Here is a 22857-nt window from a genome sequence, read left to right on the forward strand (position 1 = left end):
GGGGGCCCCCGGGGGGGGGGCGGCCCGGCGGGGCCCCCCCCCGCCCCCGGGGGGGCCCCCGCCCCCCCCGCGGCCCCCGGCCCCCCGGGCGGGGGGGGGGGGGGGCGCCCCGCCCGGCTGCTGGAGGTGCAGCCGGGCATGCCGCTCGGCGTGGGCGGCGAGCTCTTCGAGGAGACGGTGATCGAGCTGCCGGACGGGGCGCTGCTCGCGCTCTACACGGACGGCCTGGTCGAGTCCCGCGACCATCCGCTGGACGAGGGCCTCCAGGCGTTCCAGGACGCGCTCACGGATCCGGCGCGGCCGCTGGAGGACGTCTGCGACCACGTCCTCTCGGCCCTGGACACCCACCACGGCGAGGACGACATCGCCCTGCTCATGGCCCGGCTGCGCGGGCTCCCGCCCGGGCACGTCGGCGACTGGACGCTCCCGCCCGAGCCGCGCTCGGTCGCCCGCGCGCGCGAGCTGGCCCGCGAACTGCTCCCGCAGTGGGGGCTGGAGGCCCTGGTGGACACCACCGAGCTGCTGGTGAGCGAGCTGGTGACGAACGCGCTGCGGTACGGCGAGGGCGACATCCGGCTGCGGTTGCTGCTGGACCGGACGCTGGTCTGCGAGGTCTGGGACGGGGGCTTCGTGCAGCCGCGGCGGCGGCGGGCGCGGGACACGGACGAGGGCGGGCGGGGGCTGCAGTTGGTGGGGCTGCTCAGCGCGGCGTGGGGGAGCCGGAGGATTCCGGACGGGAAGACGGTGTGGTTCGAGCTGGCGCTGCCGGACGGGGAGTCGGCTGCGCCTGATGCGGTGGAGGCGTTGATGAGCCTGTACTGAAGGGTGTGCGCGACGGGTGGGTGCCGCCTTGGAGAGTGCCCCTGCCCCGCCCTTTCACCGTTTCTTCCGGGGCTCCGCCCCTCGGCCGCAACGCGGCTGCGCCGCGTTCGTCCTCAAGCGCCGGACGGGCTGAAATGGCGCGCCTGTCCAGCCTGTCCGGCGCTTGAGGACTCCGCCCGAAGGGCGGACGGGGTCCGGGGTCTCCCCGGAGGAAACGGTGAAAGGGCGGGGCAGGGGCAAGCTCACTCCCCCCGCGCCGCCAGGCGGCCCCTCGTCGCTCCGCCGCCGAACGTCGCCGGCAGCAGGCCCGCCAGCACGATGCCCCCGAGGAGCGCGCCCCCGAGCGCCCGCGACGGGCTCTCCGGCTCCGGCGGGACGCCGTACGCGTCCACGTCGCGCTCGGCCAGCCGCCGCGCCGCCCGGGCCAGCGCCTCGGCGCGCTCCGCGTCCGCCGCGGCGGACGGCGGGAGCGAACCGTCCGGGGGCCGGGCCAGGGACAGATGGCGTTCGGCCTCCGCCAGCCGGGTGCGGGCCCGGCTGCCAACCGCGCCGCGGTGGGTGGCGACGAAGTCCCGCGCCCCGGCCACCTCCCCCCGCGCCGCGAGCACCGCGCGGCCGGCCCGCGCCCGCGCCCGGGCGGCACGCTCGCCGTCCGTGCCCGGACACGCCTCGTCCAGCGCGGCCGCCGCCTCGTCGATCCGCCGCAACACCGCCCGCGGGTCGATCCGTTCGCAGGCCGCCTCCCGCCGCGCGGCGGCGAGCAGCCGGGCGCCGGGCCCGTCGGAGACCGCGGCCGCCGCCTCGGCGTCCACCAGGGCGGAGGCCATCCGCCGCGCCGCACCGCCCAGTTCGTACGCGTGCCGCAGCGCGGCGGTGGCCAGGGTGCGGGCCTGGGACAGCGCGCCCTCGGCCGCGCGGACCGAGACCGCGGCCCGCTCCGGCTCGCCCCCGTCGAGCGCGGCGTGCGCCTCGGCGAGGGCGGCCTCGGCGAAGGCCAGCCGGTCGCGGGCCTCCGCGGGGTACCCCTCGGCGGGGGCCAGCGCGGCCGGCGTGCAGCGGCCGGCGACCGCGTCGAGCGCGGCCCGGGCCGTGTCGATGCGCGGCGCCAGGGACCGGGCGACGGCCTCGGCGCGGTCGAGCACCAGCGTCGCGTGCGCCGTGAGGCCGCGCAGCCGGTCGAAGGCGGCCGCCTCCGCGTCCAGCCGCCGGTTGGCGCTGGTGCAGCGGGAGCAGATCTCGTCCAGGGCGTGCCGGCGGAAGTCGTCGTCGCGCACGGGCGCGTCGTCCAGCCGCTGCCGCAGCCGGAACGCGCCGGCGAGTTCCTGACGGGCGTAGGCGACGGCCTCGGCGAACGGCCGCACCGCGTCCTCGCCGAGCTGGGCGAGGGCGAACGGCAGCTCCTCCGCGCTGGTGCGCACCGCGTCGTCCGTCCCGACGAGACCCCGCGCCGCCTCCGCGTCCAGCTCCGGGAGCGGCGTGAGCGGCTGGACCATGCGGGCCAGCCCCGGCGGGGTGGTGGTGGCGACCAGCGGCGGGTCGGGGGGAGGGAGCGCGGGGCGGGGACGGCGGCGGGCCCGTCGGCCGCGCAGGTACAGACCGGCCAGGATCAGCAGCGTCCCGCAGGCCGCCGGGATCCAGAACCGCCGGTCGCCGGGGAGCAGTCCGCTGCCGCCCGGGTCGCTGCGGCCGGGGACGATGACCGGCGTGCGCACGGGCTGCCCGGACAGGACGGAGCGGTAGCCGTCGGCGGCGCCGATCGCGGCCCCGGCCCAGTCGTGCTCCTTGAGGGCGGGCGCGATGGCGACGGAGGCGACCTGGGCGAGCTGTTCGGCGCGGAAGCCCGAATCCTGGGCGGCGGAGACCGCGAACTGCCGCGGGTAGGTGGCGATGGCGAGCAGCACGTCGTGCGGGCCGAGGCCGTTGCGGTCGGCGGTGGCGTCGGCCCAGTCGTGCCCCGCGCGCCCGGAGAAGTCGCGGACGTAGGTGACGTACAGCTGGACGCGCTGGGCGGCGAGCCGGGCGAGGGCGGCCTCGACCTGGGAGCGGCGGCGGCCGAGGGCACCCACGGTGTCGGTGACGCGGCCGCCGGCCTCCAGGTCGAGCGGGGTCTCCGCGCGGGCGGCGGGCGGCGTCGCGAGGAGCAGCGCGCCGTACAGGGCGAAGAGTGCGCCGAGCATGGCCCACCCCGGCGCCCCGGGCCCGTACCGCCTCAGAAGCCGCGTCACACTTCGGAGCGTATGACCGGTTTGTCAAAGCCGCTACCCGGAGCACGTGTGGTATTACGCTCCGTGGTCCGCGCCCCGGCGGCGGATCTTGCTCCCCAGCCAGACCAGTGGGTCGTACGAGCGGTCCACGACCCGCTCCTTCAGGGGGATCAGGGCGTTGTCGGTGATCTTGATCTGTTCGGGGCAGACCTCGGTGCAGCACTTGGTGATGTTGCAGTAGCCGAGCCCGTGGTCCTCGCGGGCCGCGGCCTGGCGGTCCAGGCCGGCCTCGGCGGCCGCGTCCAGCGGGTGCATGTCCAGCTCGGCCACCCGCATCAGGAAGCGCGGCCCGGCGAAGGCCGTCTTGTTCTCCTCGTGGTCACGCACCACGTGGCAGGTGTCCTGGCACAGGAAGCACTCGATGCACTTGCGGAACTCCTGGACCCGGTCCACGTCCTGCTGCTTCATCCGGTACTCGCCCGGCTCCAGGTCCGGCGGCGGCGTGAAGGCGGCCACCTCGCGCGCCTTGGCGTAGTTGTACGAGACGTCGGTGACCAGGTCCCGGACGACGGGGAAGGCGCGCATCGGGGTGACCGTGACCGTCTCGGCCGGGTCGAAGACGGACATCCGGGTCATGCACATCAGCCGCGGCCGGCCGTTGATCTCCGCGCTGCACGAACCGCACTTGCCCGCCTTGCAGTTCCAGCGGACGGCCAGGTCCGGGGCGGCGGTGGCCTGGAGCCGGTGGATGACGTCGAGGACGACCTCGCCCTCGTTGACGGTGACCTCGTAGTCGCCGAGGCCGCCCCCGTCCGCGTCACCCCGCCACACCTTGAAGTGCGCCTGATAACTCATCGGGTGAGCTCCTCGTCCGTCAGGTACTTCTTCAACTCGTCCTTCTCGAAGAGCTCCAGCAGATCGGGACGCATCGGGGGAGCGTCCTGCCGCTCCAGCCGGATGCGGCCGAGCGCCGGGTCCTCGACGGCCGGCTCCGCGCTGTCGTCGGCCAGCCGGCACACCAGGTTGACCCGCCGCCACCGCCGGTCCATCCCCGGGTGGTCGTCGCGGGTGTGCCCGCCCCGGCTCTCCGCGCGCTCCAGCGCGGCGCGCGCCACGCACTCGCTGACCAGCAGCATGTTGCGCAGGTCCAGGGACAGGTGCCAGCCCGGGTTGAACTGCCGGTGCCCCTCGACCGCCGCCCGGCGGGCCCGGGCCCGCAGCCCGGACAGCCGGCGCAGCGCCTCCTCCATCTCGGGCGCCTTGCGGATGATGCCGACCAGGTCGTTCATCGACTGCTGGAGCTCCTGATGCAGGGTGTACGGGTTCTCCGCGTCACCCGTCTCCTCGGCGCCGAACGGACGGAGCGCCTCCGCCTCGGCCGAGGCGATGTCCGCGTCCGAGACCGCCGGCCGTTCCGCCGGGCCGAGCTCCGCCGCGTACCGCGCCGCGTGCAGGCCCGCGCGCCGCCCGAACACCAGCAGATCGGAGAGGGAGTTGCCGCCGAGCCGGTTGGAGCCGTGCAGGCCGCCCGCCACCTCGCCGGCCGCGAACAGCCCCGGCACGCCGGCCGCCGCGGCGGTGTCCGGCTCCACCTCGACGCCGCCCATCACATAGTGGCAGGTGGGGCCGACCTCCATCGCCTCGGCGGTGATGTCGACATCCGCCAGCTCCTTGAACTGGTGGTGCATGGACGGGAGTTTGCGCCGGATCGCGTCCGCCGGCATCCGGGTGGACACGTCCAGGAACACCCCGCCGTGCGGCGAGCCGCGGCCCGCCTTCACCTCGGCGTTGATGGCCCGGGCGACCTCGTCGCGCGGCAGCAGCTCCGGCGGACGGCGGTTGTGCTCCGGGTCGGAGTACCAGCGGTCGCCCTCGGCCTCGGTCTCGGCGTACTTCTCCTTGAAGACCTCGGGGATGTAGTCGAACATGAACCGCTTGCCGTCGCTGTTGCGCAGTACGCCGCCGTCGCCGCGCACCGACTCGGTGACGAGGATGCCCTTGACGGACGGCGGCCAGACCATGCCCGTGGGATGGAACTGGACGAACTCCATGTTGACCAGCCGGGCTCCGGCCAGCAGCGCCAGCGCGTGCCCGTCGCCCGTGTACTCCCAGGAGTTGGAGGTCACCTTGAACGACTTGCCGATGCCGCCCGTGGCCAGCACCACGGCCGGCGCCTCCAGGACGAAGAACCGCCCGGACTCCCGCTCGTAGCCGAAGACGCCCGAGACCCGGCCGTTCGGCCCGGAACGGTTCTTCAGCACCCGCGTGACCGTGCACTCCTGGAAGACCTTCAGCCGGGCCTCGTAGTCCCCGAACTCCCGCTTGTCCTCCTGCTGGAGGGCGACGACCTTCTGCTGGAGCGTGCGGATCAGCTCCAGCCCGGTGCGGTCGCCGACGTGCGCCAGCCGCGGGTACTCGTGACCGCCGAAGTTGCGCTGCGAGATCCGCCCGTCGGGCGTGCGGTCGAAGACCGCCCCCCAGGTCTCCAGCTCCCACACGCGCTGCGGGGCCTCGCGGGCGAGCAGTTCGGCCATCCGCCAGTTGTTGAGGAACTTGCCGCCGCGGAGCGTGTCGCGGTAGTGCACCTGCCAGTTGTCGTGCGCGTTGACGTTGCCCATGCAGGCCGCGATGCCGCCCTCGGCCATGACGGTGTGCGCCTTGCCGAACAGCGACTTGCAGATCACCGCGCAGCGCAGCCCCTGCTCCCTGGCCTCGATCGCGGCCCGCAGCCCGGCGCCCCCCGCGCCCACCACGACCACGTCCCAGGACTGCCGGTCCACCCGTGTCATCGAATGTCTCCCCTTGTCTTCCCTAGAAGAAGCTCGGGTCGTCGAACACGCCGCCGGCGACCAGGTACACGTACAGGTCGGCCAGCGCGACGCTCACCAGCGAAGCCCAGGCGAGCGCCATGTGATGGGCGTTGAGCCGGCTCACCCAGGTCCACATGCGGTAGCGGACCGGGTGCTTGGAGAAGTTGCGCAGGCGCCCGCCGACGAAGTGCCGGCACGAGTGGCAGGAGAGCGTGTACGCCAGGATCAGCAGGGCGTTGGCGACGAGGACGAGGGTGCCCAGGCCCATGTGGCCCCACCGCTCGTGCTCGTCGCGGAAGGCGATGACGGCGTCGTACGAGAGGACGGCCGCCACGAGCAGCGCGGCGTAGAAGAAGTACCGGTGGATGTTCTGCAGGACCAGCGGGAAGCGGGTCTCGCCGGTGTACTTCTTGTGCGGCTCGGCGACCGCGCAGGCCGGGGGCGAGGCCCAGAAGCCCCGGTAGTAGGCCTTGCGGTAGTAGTAGCAGGTCAGCCGGAAACCCAGCGGGAAGATCAGCACCAGCAGGGCGGGGGAGAGGGCCCACCAGTCGCCGAACAGCCCCCAGGAGGCGCCCTCCTTCATCGGGACGCAGCGGGTGGCGAAGCACGGCGAGTAGAACGGCGAGACATAGGGCGCCGCGTAGTAGCGCTCGTCGGCGAAGGCCCGCCAGGTGGCGTAGACGACGAAGAGCAGCAGGCCCACGGTGGTGCCGGCGGGCGCCAGCCACCACCGGTCGCGGCGCAGGTGGCGGGCCGGGATCGCGGCCCGCGAGGAGTGGTGGACGCCGCCGCCCGCCGCGGGGGCGGGGGCGGCCGGTCGGGGATCGGAGCCGGTGGACGGCCGGGGATCGGTGCCAGTTGACAAGGGGGACTCCGGGAGGAGCTGGGGTGTAGGGGTGGCGGGTGCCGGACGGCCGCTAGGGGGCGCGGCGGTCCCGGGAGCCGATCCCCTCCTCGTCGGCGTCCCGCCACAGCGAGGCGTCGTACGGGGTGTCGGGGATCGTCACCATGGCCGGGCGGGGGCGCTCCGGCGGCTGGGTCTCGCGCAACAGCGAGAAGCTGTCCCGCAGATGACCCGCGTCGGAGCGCATCCGCCGCAGCTCCGGACCGTCGCTGCCCAGCTGTCGTTCCAGCCGCCCGAGGGCCCGGTCGAGTTCGCCCAGGCAGCGCTGAACAGCAGTCAAATCGTCGTTCAGGGACACGGTTTGCCCTCACTTCCGCGATCGGCGGTTGCGGGTGGCGACGGTGATGCGACAGAGAGTGTCGCGCGTCACACCCCTTCAGGGGAAGATAGCCGCCCCGATTGCACCTTCGCGGGAGCGCATTCCTCGCGCGGCCTGCCGCTGCTCAAACGTTCGTCCAGGTGGGTGGCGTGCGGGGCGGCGGCGCCGTGTCGGCGCGCCTTCGCCCGGACCGTCGCCTTCAGTGGGCGGAGAAGATCGGATCAGCCGCGCAATACGCCGACTGAGCGATCCCCGAGTGATCCGAAGGATCCGGCCCCGTACGGCGGAGGTTGTCACCCATGTCCATCCGCACGCACTCGCGCCCGCGCCGTCCCGCCGCCCTGCTCACCGCGGGGCTCCTGCTCCCACTGTCCGTCCTGGCCGGCTGCGGCGGTGGCGGCACGGCCGGCGCCGACGTGCCGGACGCCACCCAGGACATCGCGGCCGCACCCCGGTCGAAAGTCGCCGACAAGGGCGCCCTGACCTGGGCCGTCGATGCCCTGCCGGCCACCTACAACGTCTTCCAGTCGGACGTCGACGCCACCTCGCAGCGGGTGGCCGCGGCCGTGCTGCCCACCCTGTTCACCCTGGACGTCCACGGCCGCCCGCAGCGCGACCCCGACTACCTGACCGCCGCCGACGTCGTCGGGCACGAGCCGAAGCAGGTCGTGCTCTACCGCCTCAACCCCCGCGCCGTGTGGAGCGACGGCACACCCGTGAGTGCCGCCGACTTCGAGGCCCAGTGGAAGGCCCTGCGCGGCAAGGACAGCGCCTTCTGGACGACGGGGAACGCCGGATACGACCGGATCGAGCGGGTCGAACGCGGCGCGGACGCCCACGAGGTCAAGGTCACCTTCGCCAGGCCCTACGCCGACTGGGCCGGACTCTTCACCCCGCTCTACCCCCGGGCGGCGATGGGCACCGGCAACGCCTTCAACGACTCGATGCGCAAGGGCCTCACATTCTCGGCGGGCCCGTTCCAGGTGGCCGGGCGCGACGACGCGCAGGGCACGCTGGCGCTCGTCCGCAACCCGCGGTGGTGGGGCGACCGGGCCAAGCTCGACCGGCTGGTGCTGCGCGCCGTACCGCGCGGGGAGCGGGCCGACGCGCTGGCCAACGGCGGGCTCGACGTCGCGGAGGTCACCCCCGCCGCGGCCGACCGGATCGTCAAGGCGAACCAGCCGGTCCGGCGGAAGGGCGACGACGCCAACAAGCGCGCGGCGGCTTCGGGGGCCGCCGCGTCTGCCGCGTCTGCCGCGTCTGCCGCGCCTGCCACGTCTGCCACGTCTGCTGCGCCTACCGCGCCCGCGCCGGGTGCGCCCGCCGGGTTCCGTGACCTGACCGTGCACCGCGCGCTGGAGCCCGCCTACACCCAGCTCGCGCTCAACGGCGCCTCCGGGCCGCTCTCCGACGAACGGGTGCGGCGCGCCGTGGCGCGGGCGATCGACCGCAAGGCGCTCGCCGAGTTCGTCCTGGCGCCCCTGGGCCTGCCCGCCGACCCGCTCGGCAGCCACGTCCTGGTGGCCGGGCAGCCGGGCTACGAGGACAACAGCGACGCCCTCGGCGCCCCCGACCCCGGGGCGGCCCGGGACCTGCTGGCCGACGCGGGCTGGAAGGAGGGCAAGGGCGAGCCGCCGCGGCGCCGGCCGGCGCAGGCGGGTCCGCAGCAGCAGGGCGGCCGGCCGGACGGCGGGGACGGGCTCCTGCCGGCGGAGGCGAGGCCGGAGCCGGAGTTCGGCGGGGACGTACAGCCGCCCGAGGACGACAAGGGATCCGACGGGGGCAAGGGCGGATTCGCCCCGGTCCGCTTCAAGGACGGCAAGAAGCTGGCCCTCCGCTTCGTCCTGCCGAAGGGGGCGGGGTCCGAGCCGCTGCGGGAGGTCGGGGCGCGGATCGCCCGGCGGCTGGAGGCGGTGGGCATCCGCACGGAGATCATCAGGGTCGAGGACGCGGGCTTCTTCAAGGACCACGTCGCCTCCGGCGACTTCGACCTGGCCCTCTACTCCTGGCCCGCCAGCGCCTTCCCCGCCACCGACGCCCGGCCGATCTTCGCCAAGCCGCAGCCGGCGGCGGACGGCTCGCTCCAGGTCGAGCAGAACTACACCCGGGTGGGGACGGACCAGATCGACCGGCTCTTCGACCAGGCGTCGACGGAGCTGGACGCGGACGCGGCCCGGGATCTGGTGCTGCGGGCGGACGCGCGGATCTGGGCGGCGGCCGCGGCGATCCCGCTGTACCAGCGGCCGGAGCTGGTGGCGGTGCGGCGGCCGGTGGCGAACGCGGGGGCGTTCGGGCTGGCGAGCCCGAGGTATCAGGATGTGGGGTTCCTGCGATGAGGGTGGGGGCGGGGGCGGGGTTTCTTTCCCCGAGCCCGCCCTTTCACCGTTTCCTCCGGGGCGGAGCCCCGGGGCCCGGGCGCGGCTCCGGGGCGCGGTGGGCGGGGGCTGCGCCCCTTGCACCCCTGCCGGGCCCGGGGCTTCGCCCCTGGGCCCCTTTCGGGGCTCGGCCCCGGGGCCCGCAACGCGGCTTCGCCGCGTCCGGCGTTTGAGGACGAACGCGCGGAGCGCGGTTTCGGGGGGCCAGGGGGGGCGGAGTCCCCGGAGATCGCCCGGAGGGCGGTTCGGGGGTCGAGGGGGCATGGCCCCCGCACATCGCGCGGAGCGCGGTGCCGGGTCCGGGGCGGAGCCCCGGAAAAGGAATGGTGGAAGGGCGGGTTCGGGGAAGAAACACCAGGTCAGATGGGGTAATCCCGGCCCCGGGCCGCCCAATCCGCCACTTCCCCGTACCATGGAGTGAGGCCGTGGCTTGATCCGCCCGGCAGGCACGCGTACCGGACCGTACGCGCCGCCATCCACGATTCCGGGAGAAGCGCCGCAAGTATGCCCACGCGCCACGACATTCGTAACGTCGCCATCGTCGCCCACGTCGACCACGGCAAGACGACCATCGTCGACGCCATGCTCAAGCAGGCCGGCGCCTTCGCCGCGCACCAGCTCGAGTCCGTCGACGACCGCGTCATGGACTCGAACGACCTGGAGCGTGAGAAGGGCATCACGATCCTCGCCAAGAACACGGCGGTGAAGTATCACCCCAAGGACGGCGGGGCGCCCATCACGATCAACATCATCGACACCCCCGGCCACGCCGATTTCGGTGGCGAGGTCGAGCGCGGTCTGTCGATGGTGGACGCGGTCGTCCTGCTCGTCGACGCCTCCGAGGGCCCGCTGCCGCAGACCCGCTTCGTGCTCCGCAAGGCGCTCCAGCAGCGGAAGCCGGTCATCCTCTGCATCAACAAGACGGACCGCCCGGACTCCCGGATCGACGAGGTCGTCAACGAGACGTACGACCTGTTCCTGGACCTGGACGCCGACGAGGACCAGATCGAGTTCCCGATCGTCTACGCCTGCGGCCGCGACGGCATCGCCTCGCTGACCAAGCCGGAGGACGGCACCGTCCCGGCCGACTCCACCAACCTGGAGCCGTTCTTCTCCACCATCCTGGAGCACGTCCCGGCCCCGGCGTTCGAGGAGGACGCGCCGCTCCAGGCCCACGTCACCAACCTCGACGCCGACAACTTCCTCGGCCGCATCGCGCTGCTCCGCGTCGAGCAGGGCGAGCTGCGCAAGGGCCAGACCGTGGCCTGGATCAAGCGCGACGGCTCGATCTCCAACGTCCGCATCACCGAGCTGATGATGACCGAGGCCCTCACCCGCAAGCCGGCCGAGGTGGCCGGCCCCGGTGACATCTGCGCCGTCGCCGGTATCCCCGACATCATGATCGGCGAGACCCTGGCCGACCCGGAGAACCCGGTCGCGCTGCCGCTGATCACGGTCGACGAGCCCGCGATCTCCATGACCATCGGCACCAACACCTCGCCGCTGGTCGGCCGCGGCGGCACGGGCAAGGGCGCGGACGCCAAGGCCGCGGTCAAGGACCGCAAGGTCACCGCCCGCCAGGTCAAGGACCGCCTGGACCGCGAGCTGATCGGTAACGTCTCGCTCCGCGTCCTGGACACCGAGCGCCCCGACGCCTGGGAGGTGCAGGGCCGCGGCGAGCTGGCGCTGGCCATCCTGGTCGAGCAGATGCGCCGCGAGGGCTTCGAGATGACCATCGGCAAGCCGCAGGTCGTCACCAAGCAGGTCGACGGCAAGACCTACGAGCCGGTCGAGCGCATCACGATCGACGTGCCCGAGGAGCACATGGGCGCGGTCACGCAGCTCATGGGCACCCGCAAGGGCCGGATGGACAACATGTCCAACCACGGCTCCGGCTGGGTCCGCATGGAGTTCGTCGTCCCGTCCCGCGGCCTGATCGGCTTCCGTACGGAGTTCCTGACGAACACCCGCGGCACGGGCATCGCCCACTCCATCCACGAGGGCCACGAGCCGTGGTTCGGCGAGCTCAAGACCCGTAACAACGGCTCCCTGGTCGCCGACCGCGCCGGTGCCGTCACCGCCTTCGCGATGACGAACCTCCAGGAGCGCGGCGTGCTCTTCACCGACCCGGGCACCGAGGTGTACGAGGGCATGATCGTCGGCGAGAACTCGCGCGCCGACGACATGGACGTCAACATCACCAAGGAGAAGAAGCTCACCAACATGCGCTCCTCCTCCGCCGACTCCTTCGAGGCGATCGTCCCGCCGCGCAAGCTGTCGCTGGAGCAGTCCCTGGAGTTCTGCCGCGACGACGAGTGCGTCGAGGTCACCCCGGAGGCGGTCCGCATCCGCAAGGTCGTCCTGGACCAGAAGGAGCGCGGCCGCAGCGCCTCGCGCGCCAAGCACGGCTGATGGATTGACCGGTTTACCGGTTCTTGGTTGAGGCCCGGAACTGCCGCGTGATATGCGGCAGTTCCGGGCCTCGGCGTTTTCGGGCGGGGGTGCAGCGATCTGACTAAGTGTCAGTTCGCTGCCGCTGCGTTCGGTGAGCGGACGGCCGGATCCGAATGTTGTGTCAAGAGCCCGATTCATGCGTGTCTGTCTGGGCCGCTTTTGTCCATGTATGAGGCATATGGCGGTGATCGATGTGACCAAAGCGAGACCCAGTAAGTGTGGTTTAAGGAGCGGCTGTACCCAATAGTTGGGTCCATTAGCTCGGGTCAATGGGTCTACGCGCTGTGGGGAGCGCGCCGACTCACGAGCACACTCGGGGGTTCCGGTTCCTGCCGTGCTGTCAGGGGTGTCAGCGCTGCGGGGACCGGTTCCTCCTATCTGGTGACAGTGGACTCCTGAGGAGGGATACCCATGCGCGGTGCCAAGAGCGCCAAGTGGGTCGTGGGCGCGATAGTCGTGGCGATGGCCGCGACGGCCTGTGGCGGTGGCAGCAGCGATGACGAGGGGAACGCGGCCGTTGATCCCAACGGCGTGTTCAGCTACTACAACACCGAGCCGCAGCGTGGGCTCATCCCGACCAACACCAATGAGGTCGGCGGCCACTACATGATGGCCAACATGTTCCGCGGCCTGGTCACCTTCGACATCAACAACAAGCTGCAGATGGCCCAGGCGCAGAGCGTCGACACCACTGACAACAAGCTCTTCACCGTCAAGCTGAAGCCGGGCTGGAAGTTCCACAACGGCGAGACGGTCACCGCGAACTCCTTCGTGAAGGCCTGGAACTGGGCCGCCAACGCCAAGAACGCCCAGCTCAACTCCTCCTGGTTCGAGGCCATCAAGGGCTACGAGGACGTCCACCCGGAGAAGGGCGACCCCAAGGGCGACACGATGTCGGGCCTGAAGGTCGTCAACGACAACGAGTTCACCATCGAGCTCTCGCGTCCGGTCTCCACCTTCAAGGAGCGGCTGTACTACGACGCCTTCTTCCCGCTCCCCGAGGCGTTCTACAAGGACCCCAAGGCTTTCGGCGAGCACCCCATCGGCAACGGCCCCTACAAGATGGAGGGTTCGTGGGCGCACAAGGTCGAGCTGAAGGTCCGTAAGTTCGCCGACTACAAGGGCGACGACAAGCCCAAGAACGGCGGCATCGACTTCAAGTTCTACAGCAAGGACGACGCGGCCTACGCGGACCTGCTGTCGGACAAGATCGACATCATGTACCAGGTGCCCAACTCCCAGGTGGCCAAGTTCAAGGACGACCTGGGCAAGCGCGCCATCAGCCAGCCGTACGGCGGCAACACCAACATCGCCTTCCCGCTCTACGACAAGGAGTGGGGCAAGCCCGAGAAGGTCAAGGTCCGCCAGGGCCTGTCCATGGCGATCGACCGCGAGACCATCGCCAAGACCGCGCTCAAGGGCAGCAAGGACGCGGCCACCGGCTTCACGCCGAAGGGCATCCCGGGCTGGCAGGACGGCGCCTGTGGCGACCTCTGCAAGTTCGACCCGGCCAAGGCCAAGGACCTCATCAAGCAGGGCGGCGGCGTCCCGGGCAACAAGGTCACGATCACCTACAACGCCGACGGCGCCAACAAGGAGTGGGTGGACGCGGTCTGCAACGACATCCGGCAGAACGCCGGCGTCGAGTGCGTGACCGACGCGAAGCCCACCTTCCAGGAGTCGCGCGATCTGATCACCGAGAAGAAGCTCAGCAACCCGTTCCGCATGGCCTGGGTGATGGACTTCCCGAACATCGCCAACTTCGTCACCGAGCAGTTCCGCACCGGTGCCGGCGCCAACGACATGGGCTTCAGCGACAAGAACGTCGACGAGCTGATGAACAAGGCGGACGAGGCCAAGACCGAGGACGCGGCCAACAAGGGCTACTTCGAGGCCGAGAAGAAGATCATGCAGGACCAGATGCCGGCCATCCCGCTCTTCACCGACCACACCGTCGCGGGCCACTCCAAGCGCGTGCAGAACGTGAAGATCGACTACCAGCGCCAGGCCGTCTGGACCGAGGTCGAGGTCAAGAAGTAACACCGGGACGCTTGCAGTGACGCAGGCCCAGCGACCGCCCTCCCACAAGGAACCGGCGGCCGCTGGGCCCGTCGGCGACAGGAGGAACGATGGGGCGCTTTGTCGCGAGGCGACTGCTCCAGATGATCCCGGTGTTCATCGGGACCACGCTGCTTATTTTCTTGATGGTGTATTCGCTGCCGGGCGACCCCGTCAAGGCGATGTTCGGCTCAAAGGCGGCCGACCCGGCGACAGTTGCGAAACTGCGCCATGAATACGGGCTGGACCAGCCCCTGATCCAGCAGTACTGGAACTACCTCTCCGGTCTCTTCAAGGGTGACTTCGGGCAGAGCTTCACCGGCCGGCCCGTGGCCGACCTGATGGCCGACGCCTTCCCGGTGACCATCCGGCTGGCGCTCTTCGCCTTCGCCATCGAGCTGGTCTTCGGCATCGGACTCGGTGTGCTCACCGGCCTGCGTCGCGGCAGGTTCCTGGACCAGGCCGTGCTGATCTTCACGCTGATCGTGGTGTCCATCCCGGTCTTCGTGCTGGGCAACCTGGCCCAGTTCGTGATCGGTGTGAAGTGGAAACTGGTGTCACCGACCGTCAAGGACTCGCAGGACCTGAGCCAGTTGATCCTCCCGGCGGTCGTGCTCGCGCTCCTCTCGCTGGCGTACGTCACCCGGCTGACGCGGACGACCGTGGCGGAGAACCTCCGCGCCGACTACATCCGCACCGCGGTCGCCAAGGGCCTGCCCCGGCGCCGGGTCGTCGGGGTCCACCTGATGCGCAACTCGCTCATCCCCGTCGTCACGTTCCTCGGCACCGACCTCGGCATGCTCATGGGCGGCGCCATCGTCACCGAGGGCATCTTCAACGTCCCCGGCGTGGGCAACACCCTCTACCAGGCCGTCATCACCACCGAAGGCCCCACCGTGGTCGGCGTCGTGACCGTGCTGGTGCTCGTCTACCTCGTGAGCAGCCTGGTCGTCGACCTGCTCTACGCAGTCCTGGACCCGAGGATCCGCTATGCCTGACAACAAGACCCCCCAGGTGACCCCCAGCAGCGTCGCGGGTGCCGGTCCCGGTGCGTCCGGCGGTCCCGTGGACACCTCCGCCGCCAGTGTGGCGGCCGCCGCCGAACTCGCCCTGGAGGCGGGCAAGCAGACGTCCACCGAAAAGGCCCGCAGCCTCGGCCAGGACGCCTGGCGCGAGCTGCGCCGCAGCTGGCTCTTCTGGACGTCCGGCATCCTGCTGGTCCTGCTGATCCTCATGGCCGCGTGGCCGACGCTCTTCACCGACGTCGATCCGCGCCAGGCCGACCTGCGCAACCACTACCTGGGCGCGCCCCAGTGGTCGCACTTCTTCCAGGAGGACTGGTTCGGCTACAACGTCCAGGGGCAGAGTGTCTACGCGCGTACCGTCCACGGTGCCCGTGCCTCGATCATCGTCGGCGTCTGTGTGACCCTCGCCGTCACCGTCCTCGGCGGCATCGTCGGCATGATCGCCGGGTACTTCGGCGGCTGGGTCGACACGCTCCTCTCCCGCATCACGGACATCTTCTTCGGCATCCCGCTGCTCCTCGGCGGTCTGGTGCTGCTCCAGGCGTTCACCAACCGCACGATCTGGACGGTGACGTTCGCGCTGGCCGCCTTCGGCTGGATGCAGATCGCCCGTGTCATGCGCGGTGCCGTCATCACCCAGAAGCAGGCCGACTTCGTCACGGCGGCCCGGGCGCTGGGCGCCGGAACCGGCCGGATCCTCTTCCGGCACATCCTGCCCAACGTCCTCGGCCCGGTCATCGTCGTCGCCACCATCGCGCTCGGCGGCTACATCGCCACCGAGGCGACGCTGTCCTACCTGGGCATCGGCCTGAAGGACCCGACGGTCTCCTGGGGCGTGGACATCTCCGCCAGCCAGAAGGACCTGCGCGACGGACCGCACGCCCTGCTCATGCCGGCCGGCTTCCTGAGCCTCACCGTGCTCGCGTTCATCCTGCTCGGCGACGCGGTGCGCGACGCCCTCGACCCCAAGCTGCGCTGAGGGAGGCGACCTGATCATCGCGGACGAGCCGACGACCGCCCTCGACGTGACCGTCCAGGCCCAGGTCATGGATCTGCTCGCGGAGTTGCAGCGCGAGTTCAACATGGGCCTCATCCTCATCACCCACGACCTGGGCGTCGTCGCGGACGTCGCCGACAAGATCGCGGTGATGTACGCGGGACGGATCGTCGAGACCGCCCCCGTGCACGAGCTCTACAAGCGCCCGGCGCACCCGTACACCCGCGGCCTGCTCGACTCGATCCCGCGTCTGGACCAGAAGGGCCAGGAGCTCTACGCGATCAAGGGCCTGCCGCCCAACCTGCTGAACATCCCGGCCGGTTGCGCCTTCAGCCCCCGCTGCCCCAAGGCGCAGGACATCTGCCGTACGGAGATCCCGGCGCTGCACGACGTGGCCGAGCAGGACGGCGCGGCGATGCCGGGCCGGCGGAGCGCCTGCCACTTCTGGAAGGAGACGATCCATGGCTGAGACCGGCAAGAAGGACGAGGCCGTGGCCGATGCGACGCCCAACGTCTCCGACGTCGAGGTCAGCGACGCGAGCACGACCGCCGAGGTCGAGGCCGTCCTCGACGCCCCCGTCGAGCGCGGCGAGCCGATCCTCCAGGTCCGCAACCTCGTCAAGCACTTCCCGCTGACCCAGGGCATCCTGTTCAAGAAGCAGGTCGGCGCGGTCAAGGCCGTGGACGGGGTCTCCTTCGACCTCTACCAGGGCGAGACGCTGGGCATCGTCGGCGAGTCCGGCTGCGGCAAGTCGACCGTCGCCAAGCTGCTGATGACCCTGGAGAAGGCGACCGCCGGCGAGGTCTTCTACAAGGGCCAGGACATCACCAAGCTGTCCGGGCGCGCACTGAAGGCCGTCCGCCGCAACATCCAGATGGTCTTCCAGGACCCGTACACGTCGCTCAACCCCCGTATGACGGTGGGCGACATCATCGGCGAGCCCTTCGAGATCCACCCCGAGGCGGCCCCGAAGGGCGACCGCCGCAAGCGGGTCCAGGAGCTCCTGGACGTCGTCGGCCTCAACCCGGAGTACATCAACCGCTATCCGCACCAGTTCTCCGGCGGTCAGCGGCAGCGCATCGGCATCGCGCGCGGGCTCGCCCTCAACCCCGAGATCATCATCTGCGACGAGCCGGTGTCGGCGCTGGACGTGTCCGTCCAGGCGCAGGTCGTCAACCTGATGGAGAAGCTCCAGGACGAGTTCAACCTGTCCTACATCTTCATCGCGCACGACCTGTCCATCGTGCGGCACATCTCCGACCGGGTCGGCGTGATGTACCTCGGCAAGATGGCCGAGATCGGCACGGACGTCGAGATCTACGACCACCCGACGCACCCGTACACGCAGGCGCTGCTCTCCGCCGTCCCGGTCCCGGACCCGGACGCGCGCGAGGGCCGCGAGCGCATCATCCTGACCGGGGACGTCCCGTCGCCCGCCAACCCGCCGTCCGGCTGCCGCTTCCGCACGCGCTGCTGGAAGGCGCAGGACAAGTGCGCGGAGGAGGTGCCGCTGCTGGCGGTGCCGGAGGTGTTCACGGGCCGGAAGTCGCCGGCGGCGCACGAGTCGGCGTGCCACTTCGCGGAGGAGAAGCAGGTGGTGGGGGGGGGGGGGGCGCCCCCCCCGGCGGGGTGGGGGGGGGGGGGCGCCCCCCCCGGCGGCCCCCCGCCCGGCCCGCCCGGGGGGCCCCCCCGCCCCCCCCCCCCCCCCCCCCCCCCCGGGGGGGGCGGGGGCCGCCGCGGGGGGGGGGGGGGGGGGGTTGGGGGGGGGGCCTGGGGGGGGCCCGGGGGGGGGGGGGGGGGGGGGGGGGGGGGGGGGGGGGGGGGCCGGGGGGGGGGCGGGGGGGGGGGGGGGGGGGGGGGCCCCCCCCCCCCCACTTCGAGTCTGCCGGGCTGGGCACGCTCGTCGTGCCCTGCCCGGCAGTTCTGTGTCAGACGAGACCGATCCCGGCCTGGACCTTGATGGTGTCAACGGCTTCGTCGGTGAGCGTGCAGGCACGGAGTCCATCCCCGTGCCATGGTGCGGGTGGCCCGGGCAGGTCACTGCGTTCCGCTCTTGTGCGGTACGGCTTTCCGATGTGCCTCCAACTCGGTGCTGAACTCGGTGACAAGACCGCCGTTCTCGAACCGTGCGGCCTTTCTGATCCCGAGCTCCCACGACCGACATTGCGGGCACTCGCCATAGGTGGGATACAACAGCGGACCCCGGGTGTGAGGCGGCAGTATGGGCAAGCCCAAGAGCGGTCTGGGGAAGGGGTAGTTGCTCATCAGCGCTCCCTCAGGGTGCCGGTGTCGCTCTGGCCGACGACGAACACGTGGTGGCTGTCGGCGCCGACAGCCACCACGGGGCTCGGCTCCGGGTTCGTACGCAACAGCAGCTCAACCGGCGCGGGGCTGCGTCGGGTCGGGTCGTTCATGACAGCCATGGTCGGGGCGCGGACAGCCCACACGGCAGTTGACCGGCCTTGACTACAGTGGGGACCCAGTCGGTCAACCCCACTGAGGTTCACGATGCGTGACGATGATTTCGCCGACATTGCCCGGCGAGCTCTGCGGGACGGTGGCTATTCGATGCGAGCTGCTGCGCGGGCGATCAACTACGACCTCGCATATCTCTCCCGGGTGCTCAACGGGAAGCAGCAACCGTCGCCCAAGTTGGCCCGGTCGCTTGACGATCTGCTCGGAACCGGTGGTGCTCTGGCCCTGATCGTGCCGGAAGCCGATGACCGGTCCCGGGCGACCCGCAGCATCGCCAACCCCTCTCGGCTGGACGCGGGCACCGTGGACGCGTGGGCCGGTCTTCTTGCCGCGTACAGGCGCCTGGACGACGTGGTCAGGCCGCAGTCGGTGATCCCGGCGGCCCTGGCACAGATGAGGGAGGTTGTCCGCCTGCTCAGGCAGGCACGTGGTCCCCACCGAGACCGGCTGGCGGGAGTCGCCTCGGAGTTCGTCCAGTTCGGCGGGTGGCTGCTTGCCCAGGAACGGCGCGACGGCGAGGCGGTACAACTGCTGAACGAAGCGGTCGAGCTGGCGGATGAAGTGGGTAACGGCACGCTGGCCGCACAGGCACTCAACTTCAAGGGGTACCTCGCACGCCAGCAGGGGCGTCCGCAGGGGATTGCCCGCTGGTTCTCCGCTGCCGCCCATACGCCAGGTGCGCACCCCGCTCAACGCCTCGGGGACATGCTCCAGGCGGCCGCCGGCCTTGCGGAGCTGGGCGCGAGGGACGATGCCCTTCGCATGGTCGGGACCGCGGAAGGGCTGGCGGACGCCGCTGCGGCACTACCGCCCCCGGAGACGGCCTACTGGCTGACACCCGAATTCAACCGCCTGAACATGGGCCTGGCGAACCTCGGGCTCGCCCGGTACGCGGATGCAGTGGAACACATCACGGCGGGACTGGCGGGGCTGCCTCCTGAACTGCGGAACGCCCCATGGACATGGGAGCACCGCGACGCATTGAAGAAGGCGGCAGAAGCACGTTGAGACACTGGCCTTTCTATGGAGCACCCAACGGGTGGCGCTGGGCAGGTCCCTTCTGTACGACTCCCAGGAGGGCGCGGTGTGCCTCGTGTTGTGGGACGGGCGCACTGACGTGCCCCAGGGCGCGGTCGCGCTGGAGGCGGGCAAGGGCGAGAGCGTCCTCAAGGTCTTCGAGTTCGGCGGGGGAGATGAGGGCTGCCGTGGGGATGCCGCGGTCGGTGAGGATGATGTGCTCTCGCCGGGTGGCGGCCCGGCGGGCCAAGTCGCCGAGTTTGTCCGGCACTTCGGTGATGGAGTAAGTGATCGATGGCATCTGTCCAGTGTGTACGTGGATAACGTTGTCCGGATGTCTGTGACTGGGGCGCCCGAGTGTGTGATCGGGGCGCCTTGTATCGCACGTTCTCCTCGAACGGGTGAACCACGCTCGGACCGTCCTCGGCCGCCAAGGCCTCCTGCGTCAGCTCGGCGATCTCCTTGCGCCGTGCGGTGTCGGTCGGCCCGGAGAGGGTGCCGTCGCGGTAGTCGCGCATGTGGGTGGGGCAGGGTCGCCCGGGGCGGGGAGACGGTCCACAACGCCGGCGTAGGTGCGGGCCTCCTCGGCGACGGCTGGGGCAGGGGCACGTCCGCGTCGATACCCAGGTCCATCTGGACGGGCGGATTGGCCCCCGGTCGGCGGTGAGCGCGTCGAGGACCCGGCGCAACGCGTCGCCGCCCTCGCCGGGTGCCGCCCGTTCGTACGCCCGCAGCGCCTCTTGGGTGTCGCGCAGCCGCTCGCCGCGCGTACGGCACGGATTGTGGCGGCAGTGTACGAGTCGGTGTGCCACCCTCTATCCGAGCACGTTTCCCCTGGTCAGGCGCTCTCCGCATGCGGTGCGAGTTCGACGCGAAGGTCGAGATCGAGGGCTCGGGCCAGCCGGTCGAGGACGGGGATGGTGGGTACGGTGCCACCGTTCTCGAAGCGCGCGACGGCCGACTGGGTCATGCGAGCGCGTTGTCCGAGCTCTCCCTGGGACAGGTTGAGAGCGAGACGTCGGGTGCGGACCGCCTCGCCGAGCTCGAAGCGCAGCCGTACGGCCGCGCACTCCTCCTGGATCTCCGGGGTGATGGGGCGGGCTTTCCGGGCCTGGGCGAGAGTGGGACGCCCGGGTCGTTGTGCCATGTGCACTCCTCGTCCATGGTGTGGCCCTCCTGCCGGCAGCGCCTGAGCGCTTGCCGCGCTCGTTCCACTTCGGCGGTCTCCTTCATGCGCGTCTTGGCGAACACGGTGAGCATGACGATGCGTCGCTCGGGTGCGATCCAGTAGGTGACCCGAAAGCGCAGACCTCCACAGTAGAACCGCAACTCCCGGAGTTTGCCGTCCAGTTGCCGAGTGTAGGGCTCACCCAGGTGGACGCCTCTCGCCTCCAGGAGATCCAGGTGCATGACGGCCTGCGCCCACTGTGCGTCGGGCAGCTTGTTCAGCCATGGTTCGACCTCCGGTTCGAGCTCGACGGCACCCCGGTTCATAGCGTTGACGCTATGGACCGGATCTCGGCTTTGTGGCCGGACAAGGTGGCATTCACCCGATCGGGGCATTCCCCTGAAGGGATCCCGCATATGGGCGGATTCTCCGACCGGAAATGCTCAATCAGCGCTCATGGCGATGCGTCGCATGACCGGATCGGTGATATTTGGCCGTACCCCAGGCCGTACCCCAGGCCGTACCACCCAGGCCGTACCACCCAGGTCGTACACCCGCCGTACCCGATCCCCGGCACCCCAGGAGGCAGCCCATGCGAGGAGGCGTGCGGACGCGGACCGGCCGGGTCGTCGCCGCCGTCCTCGCCGTTCTCCTGGTGGCCGTCGCCGCGGCCTGCGGCGGCGGTGCGGGGGCGCGGCAGCCCGGGGTCGTGCGGGCCTCCTGGGGGGATCCGCAGAATCCGCTGGAGCCGGCCAATACCAATGAGGTGCAGGGCGGGAAGGTGCTCGATCTCATCTTTCGGGGGCTGAAGAAGTACGACCCCAGGACCGGTGCCGCCGTCGACATGCTGGCCGAGAAGATCGAGTCGTCGGACGCGCAGAACTTCACCGTCAAGGTGAAGGGGGGCTGGAGCTTCAGCAATGGTGAGCCGGTCACGGCGCGTTCGTTCGTCGATGCGTGGAATTACGCGGCGCTCGTCGACAACAAGCAGCGGAACGCTTCGTTCTTCGCTTATATCGACGGTTACGGCAAAGTGCATCCGGAATCCGGGGAAGCCACCGCCAAGACGCTTTCCGGGCTCGTTCTCAAGGACGCCCGGACCTTCACCGTCAAGCTGCGGACGAAGTTCTCCACCTGGCCCGGGACCCTCGGGTACCCGGCCTTCGCCCCGCTGCCCAGGGCGTTCTTCGACGACCACGCCGCGTGGCTCAAGAGGCCCGTCGGCAACGGGCCTTACGCCATCGACTCCTACACTCGCGGCTCCGCGATGCGGCTCAGTCGGTGGGACGGGTATCCGGGGGCGGACAAGGCCGAGAACAAGGGGGTCGAGCTGCGCGTCTACACCGACAACAACACCGCGTACGCCGACCTCCAGGCCGGCAACATCGACCTCGTCGACGACATTCCCAGCACCCAGCTCCGGAATGTTCGGAAGGACCTGGACGACCGGTACATCAACCAGCCCGCCGGCATCATCCAGACCGCCGCCTTCCCGCTGTACGACGCGAAATGGAACGGGCCCGGCGCCGAGAAGGTGCGCAGGGGGCTGTCCATGGCGATCAACCGGCCGCAGATCACCGGCCAGATCTACCGGGACACCCGTACGCCGGCGAGCGACTGGACGTCTCCGGTGCTGGGGGAGAAGGGCGGTTACAAGGCCGGGCTGTGCGGGGACGCCTGTACGTACGATCCGGGGCGGGCCAAGCGGCTGATCCAGGAGGGCGGCGGGCTGCCGGGCGGGCGGGTCACCCTCACCTCCAACGTCGACAGCGGTTCCCACCGGGTGTGGATGGACGCCGTCTGCAACAGCATCAACAATGTGCTGGGGGACGACCGGGCCTGCACCGTCAATCCCATCGGGACCTTCGCGGACTTCCGCAGCCGGATCGCCCAGCAGGGCATGAACGGAATGTTCCGGTCCGGCTGGCAGATGGACTACCCGCTGATCCAGAACTTCCTCCAGCCGCAGTACTACACCAACGCCTCGTCGAATTACGGGAAGTTCAGCGACCGGGGCTTCGACAAACTCGTGGACGAGGCCAACGCCGAGTCCGACACCGGCAAGGCCGTCGGGAAATTCCAGGACGCGGAGCGGCTCCTCGCCCAGAAGATGCCGGCCATTCCGCTCTGGTACCAGAACGGGAACGCCGGCTACTCGGCCGAACTCTCCGACGTGACGCTCAACCAGTTCAGCGTGCCCGTCTACGAGCAGATCAAGGTCAAGTGAG

At 70.9% G+C, this 22857-nt stretch carries 15 protein-coding genes and 4 pseudogenes; 10 read left to right on the forward strand and 9 right to left on the reverse strand.

Translation table 11 applies throughout. The features are described from left to right. Nucleotides 1-117: 117 nt before the first annotated feature. Nucleotides 118-822, forward strand: a pseudogene (locus I5Q34_RS15275) (SpoIIE family protein phosphatase); the annotation flags it as partial. A 242-nt stretch (nucleotides 823-1064) separates the two neighbouring features. On the opposite strand, the gene I5Q34_RS15280 reads toward I5Q34_RS15275, so the two are convergent. Genes I5Q34_RS15280 through I5Q34_RS15300 form a run of 5 tightly spaced genes read right to left on the reverse strand, consistent with a single transcriptional unit; the run spans nucleotide 1065 to nucleotide 7038 of the window. Then, nucleotides 1065-3047, reverse strand: coding sequence for a TPM domain-containing protein (locus tag I5Q34_RS15280; protein ID WP_199892723.1), 1983 nt, complete (start codon nucleotides 3045-3047; stop codon nucleotides 1065-1067). Nucleotides 3048-3101: 54 nt separating this feature from the next. Continuing rightward, nucleotides 3102-3881 carry a succinate dehydrogenase/fumarate reductase iron-sulfur subunit gene (locus I5Q34_RS15285; RefSeq protein WP_199892724.1) on the reverse strand — a complete coding sequence of 260 codons (780 nt, stop codon included), beginning with the start codon at nucleotides 3879-3881 and terminating at the stop codon, nucleotides 3102-3104. Next, nucleotides 3878-5815 (reverse strand): fumarate reductase/succinate dehydrogenase flavoprotein subunit, encoded by a 1938-nt coding sequence (locus tag I5Q34_RS15290; RefSeq protein ID WP_199892725.1) that lies wholly within the window; start codon nucleotides 5813-5815, stop codon nucleotides 3878-3880. Before I5Q34_RS15290 ends, I5Q34_RS15285 begins: the two co-directional genes overlap by 4 nt. 22 nt (nucleotides 5816-5837) lie before the next feature. Further along, complete coding sequence (locus tag I5Q34_RS15295) at nucleotides 5838-6701, reverse strand: hypothetical protein (RefSeq protein WP_199892726.1); 864 nt, start codon at nucleotides 6699-6701, stop codon at nucleotides 5838-5840. Nucleotides 6702-6753: 52 nt separating this feature from the next. Further along, nucleotides 6754-7038, reverse strand: coding sequence for a hypothetical protein (locus I5Q34_RS15300; protein WP_199892727.1), 285 nt, complete (start codon nucleotides 7036-7038; stop codon nucleotides 6754-6756). 320 nt (nucleotides 7039-7358) lie between these two features. Here I5Q34_RS15300 and I5Q34_RS15305 point away from each other — a divergent pair, with 320 nt between their 5' ends. From I5Q34_RS15305 to I5Q34_RS15335, 7 genes and pseudogenes are all read left to right on the forward strand, one after another. After that, nucleotides 7359-9395 carry an ABC transporter family substrate-binding protein gene (locus tag I5Q34_RS15305; protein ID WP_199892728.1) on the forward strand — a complete coding sequence of 679 codons (2037 nt, stop codon included), beginning with the start codon at nucleotides 7359-7361 and terminating at the stop codon, nucleotides 9393-9395. A gap of 543 nt (nucleotides 9396-9938) precedes the next feature. Then, nucleotides 9939-11846 carry a translational GTPase TypA gene (gene typA / locus I5Q34_RS15310; protein ID WP_199892729.1) on the forward strand — a complete coding sequence of 636 codons (1908 nt, stop codon included), beginning with the start codon at nucleotides 9939-9941 and terminating at the stop codon, nucleotides 11844-11846. 453 nt (nucleotides 11847-12299) lie between these two features. Next, the gene (locus I5Q34_RS15315; RefSeq protein WP_199892730.1) at nucleotides 12300-13928 is read left to right on the forward strand and encodes an ABC transporter substrate-binding protein; all 1629 of its coding nucleotides are present in this window, start codon (nucleotides 12300-12302) and stop codon (nucleotides 13926-13928) included. Nucleotides 13929-14017: 89 nt separating this feature from the next. Further along, complete coding sequence (locus tag I5Q34_RS15320; RefSeq protein ID WP_199892731.1) at nucleotides 14018-14944, forward strand: ABC transporter permease; 927 nt, start codon at nucleotides 14018-14020, stop codon at nucleotides 14942-14944. Then, entirely contained in the window at nucleotides 14937-15950 is a 1014-nt protein-coding gene (locus tag I5Q34_RS15325; protein WP_199892732.1) for an ABC transporter permease, read from the forward strand. The genes I5Q34_RS15320 and I5Q34_RS15325 overlap by 8 nt, the downstream gene beginning before the upstream one ends. Nucleotides 15951-15957: 7 nt before the next feature. Beyond that, nucleotides 15958-16437 (forward strand): annotated as a pseudogene (locus tag I5Q34_RS15330) (oligopeptide/dipeptide ABC transporter ATP-binding protein); the annotation flags it as partial. Continuing rightward, nucleotides 16430-17569 (forward strand): annotated as a pseudogene (locus I5Q34_RS15335) (ABC transporter ATP-binding protein); the annotation flags it as partial. The pseudogenes I5Q34_RS15330 and I5Q34_RS15335, both read left to right, overlap by 8 nt. 664 nt (nucleotides 17570-18233) lie before the next feature. Here the strand turns inward: I5Q34_RS15335 and I5Q34_RS15345 are convergent. Continuing rightward, on the reverse strand, nucleotides 18234-18383 hold the full coding sequence (locus I5Q34_RS15345) for a hypothetical protein (RefSeq protein ID WP_199892733.1): 150 nt from the start codon (nucleotides 18381-18383) through the stop codon (nucleotides 18234-18236). A gap of 94 nt (nucleotides 18384-18477) precedes the next feature. On the opposite strand from I5Q34_RS15345, the gene I5Q34_RS15350 reads away from it, so the two are divergent. Continuing rightward, on the forward strand, nucleotides 18478-19452 hold the full coding sequence (locus I5Q34_RS15350) for a helix-turn-helix transcriptional regulator (protein WP_199892734.1): 975 nt from the start codon (nucleotides 18478-18480) through the stop codon (nucleotides 19450-19452). A gap of 13 nt (nucleotides 19453-19465) precedes the next feature. Here the strand turns inward: I5Q34_RS15350 and I5Q34_RS15355 are convergent, their stop codons facing one another. The 3 genes and pseudogenes from I5Q34_RS15355 to I5Q34_RS36040 form a co-directional block, all read right to left on the reverse strand. After that, nucleotides 19466-19762, reverse strand: a complete 297-nt coding sequence (locus tag I5Q34_RS15355) for a type II toxin-antitoxin system Phd/YefM family antitoxin (protein ID WP_199892735.1) — start codon at nucleotides 19760-19762, stop codon at nucleotides 19466-19468. A 537-nt stretch (nucleotides 19763-20299) separates the two neighbouring features. Next, nucleotides 20300-20608 (reverse strand): helix-turn-helix transcriptional regulator, encoded by a 309-nt coding sequence (locus I5Q34_RS34715; protein WP_234428772.1) that lies wholly within the window; start codon nucleotides 20606-20608, stop codon nucleotides 20300-20302. 62 nt (nucleotides 20609-20670) lie between these two features. Then, nucleotides 20671-21045: pseudogene (locus I5Q34_RS36040) on the reverse strand (type II toxin-antitoxin system RelE/ParE family toxin); the annotation flags it as partial. 176 nt (nucleotides 21046-21221) lie between these two features. On the opposite strand from I5Q34_RS36040, the gene I5Q34_RS15365 reads away from it, so the two are divergent. Beyond that, complete coding sequence (locus I5Q34_RS15365; protein ID WP_199892737.1) at nucleotides 21222-22856, forward strand: ABC transporter substrate-binding protein; 1635 nt, start codon at nucleotides 21222-21224, stop codon at nucleotides 22854-22856. Nucleotide 22857 lies beyond the last annotated feature (1 nt).

It is taken from the genome of Streptomyces sp. AV19 (genome assembly GCF_015999245.1).
Taxonomy (GTDB): domain Bacteria; phylum Actinomycetota; class Actinomycetes; order Streptomycetales; family Streptomycetaceae; genus Streptomyces.

What these genes read in the sequence shown, in the direction of transcription:
- I5Q34_RS15350 (WP_199892734.1), top strand. Translation starts at nt 18,478, where the DNA reads ATGCGTGACGATGATTTCGCCGACATTGCCCGGCGAGCTCTGCGGGAC.
- I5Q34_RS15320 (WP_199892731.1), top strand. Translation starts at nt 14,018, where the DNA reads ATGGGGCGCTTTGTCGCGAGGCGACTGCTCCAGATGATCCCGGTGTTC.
- I5Q34_RS15315 (WP_199892730.1), top strand. Translation starts at nt 12,300, where the DNA reads ATGCGCGGTGCCAAGAGCGCCAAGTGGGTCGTGGGCGCGATAGTCGTG.
- I5Q34_RS15285 (WP_199892724.1), bottom strand. Translation starts at nt 3,881, where the DNA reads ATGAGTTATCAGGCGCACTTCAAGGTGTGGCGGGGTGACGCGGACGGG.
- I5Q34_RS15325 (WP_199892732.1), top strand. Translation starts at nt 14,937, where the DNA reads ATGCCTGACAACAAGACCCCCCAGGTGACCCCCAGCAGCGTCGCGGGT.
- I5Q34_RS34715 (WP_234428772.1), bottom strand. Translation starts at nt 20,608, where the DNA reads ATGGCACAACGACCCGGGCGTCCCACTCTCGCCCAGGCCCGGAAAGCC.
- I5Q34_RS15305 (WP_199892728.1), top strand. Translation starts at nt 7,359, where the DNA reads ATGTCCATCCGCACGCACTCGCGCCCGCGCCGTCCCGCCGCCCTGCTC.
- I5Q34_RS15355 (WP_199892735.1), bottom strand. Translation starts at nt 19,762, where the DNA reads ATGCCATCGATCACTTACTCCATCACCGAAGTGCCGGACAAACTCGGC.
- I5Q34_RS15290 (WP_199892725.1), bottom strand. Translation starts at nt 5,815, where the DNA reads ATGACACGGGTGGACCGGCAGTCCTGGGACGTGGTCGTGGTGGGCGCG.
- I5Q34_RS15345 (WP_199892733.1), bottom strand. Translation starts at nt 18,383, where the DNA reads ATGAACGACCCGACCCGACGCAGCCCCGCGCCGGTTGAGCTGCTGTTG.
- typA (WP_199892729.1), top strand. Translation starts at nt 9,939, where the DNA reads ATGCCCACGCGCCACGACATTCGTAACGTCGCCATCGTCGCCCACGTC.
- I5Q34_RS15365 (WP_199892737.1), top strand. Translation starts at nt 21,222, where the DNA reads ATGCGAGGAGGCGTGCGGACGCGGACCGGCCGGGTCGTCGCCGCCGTC.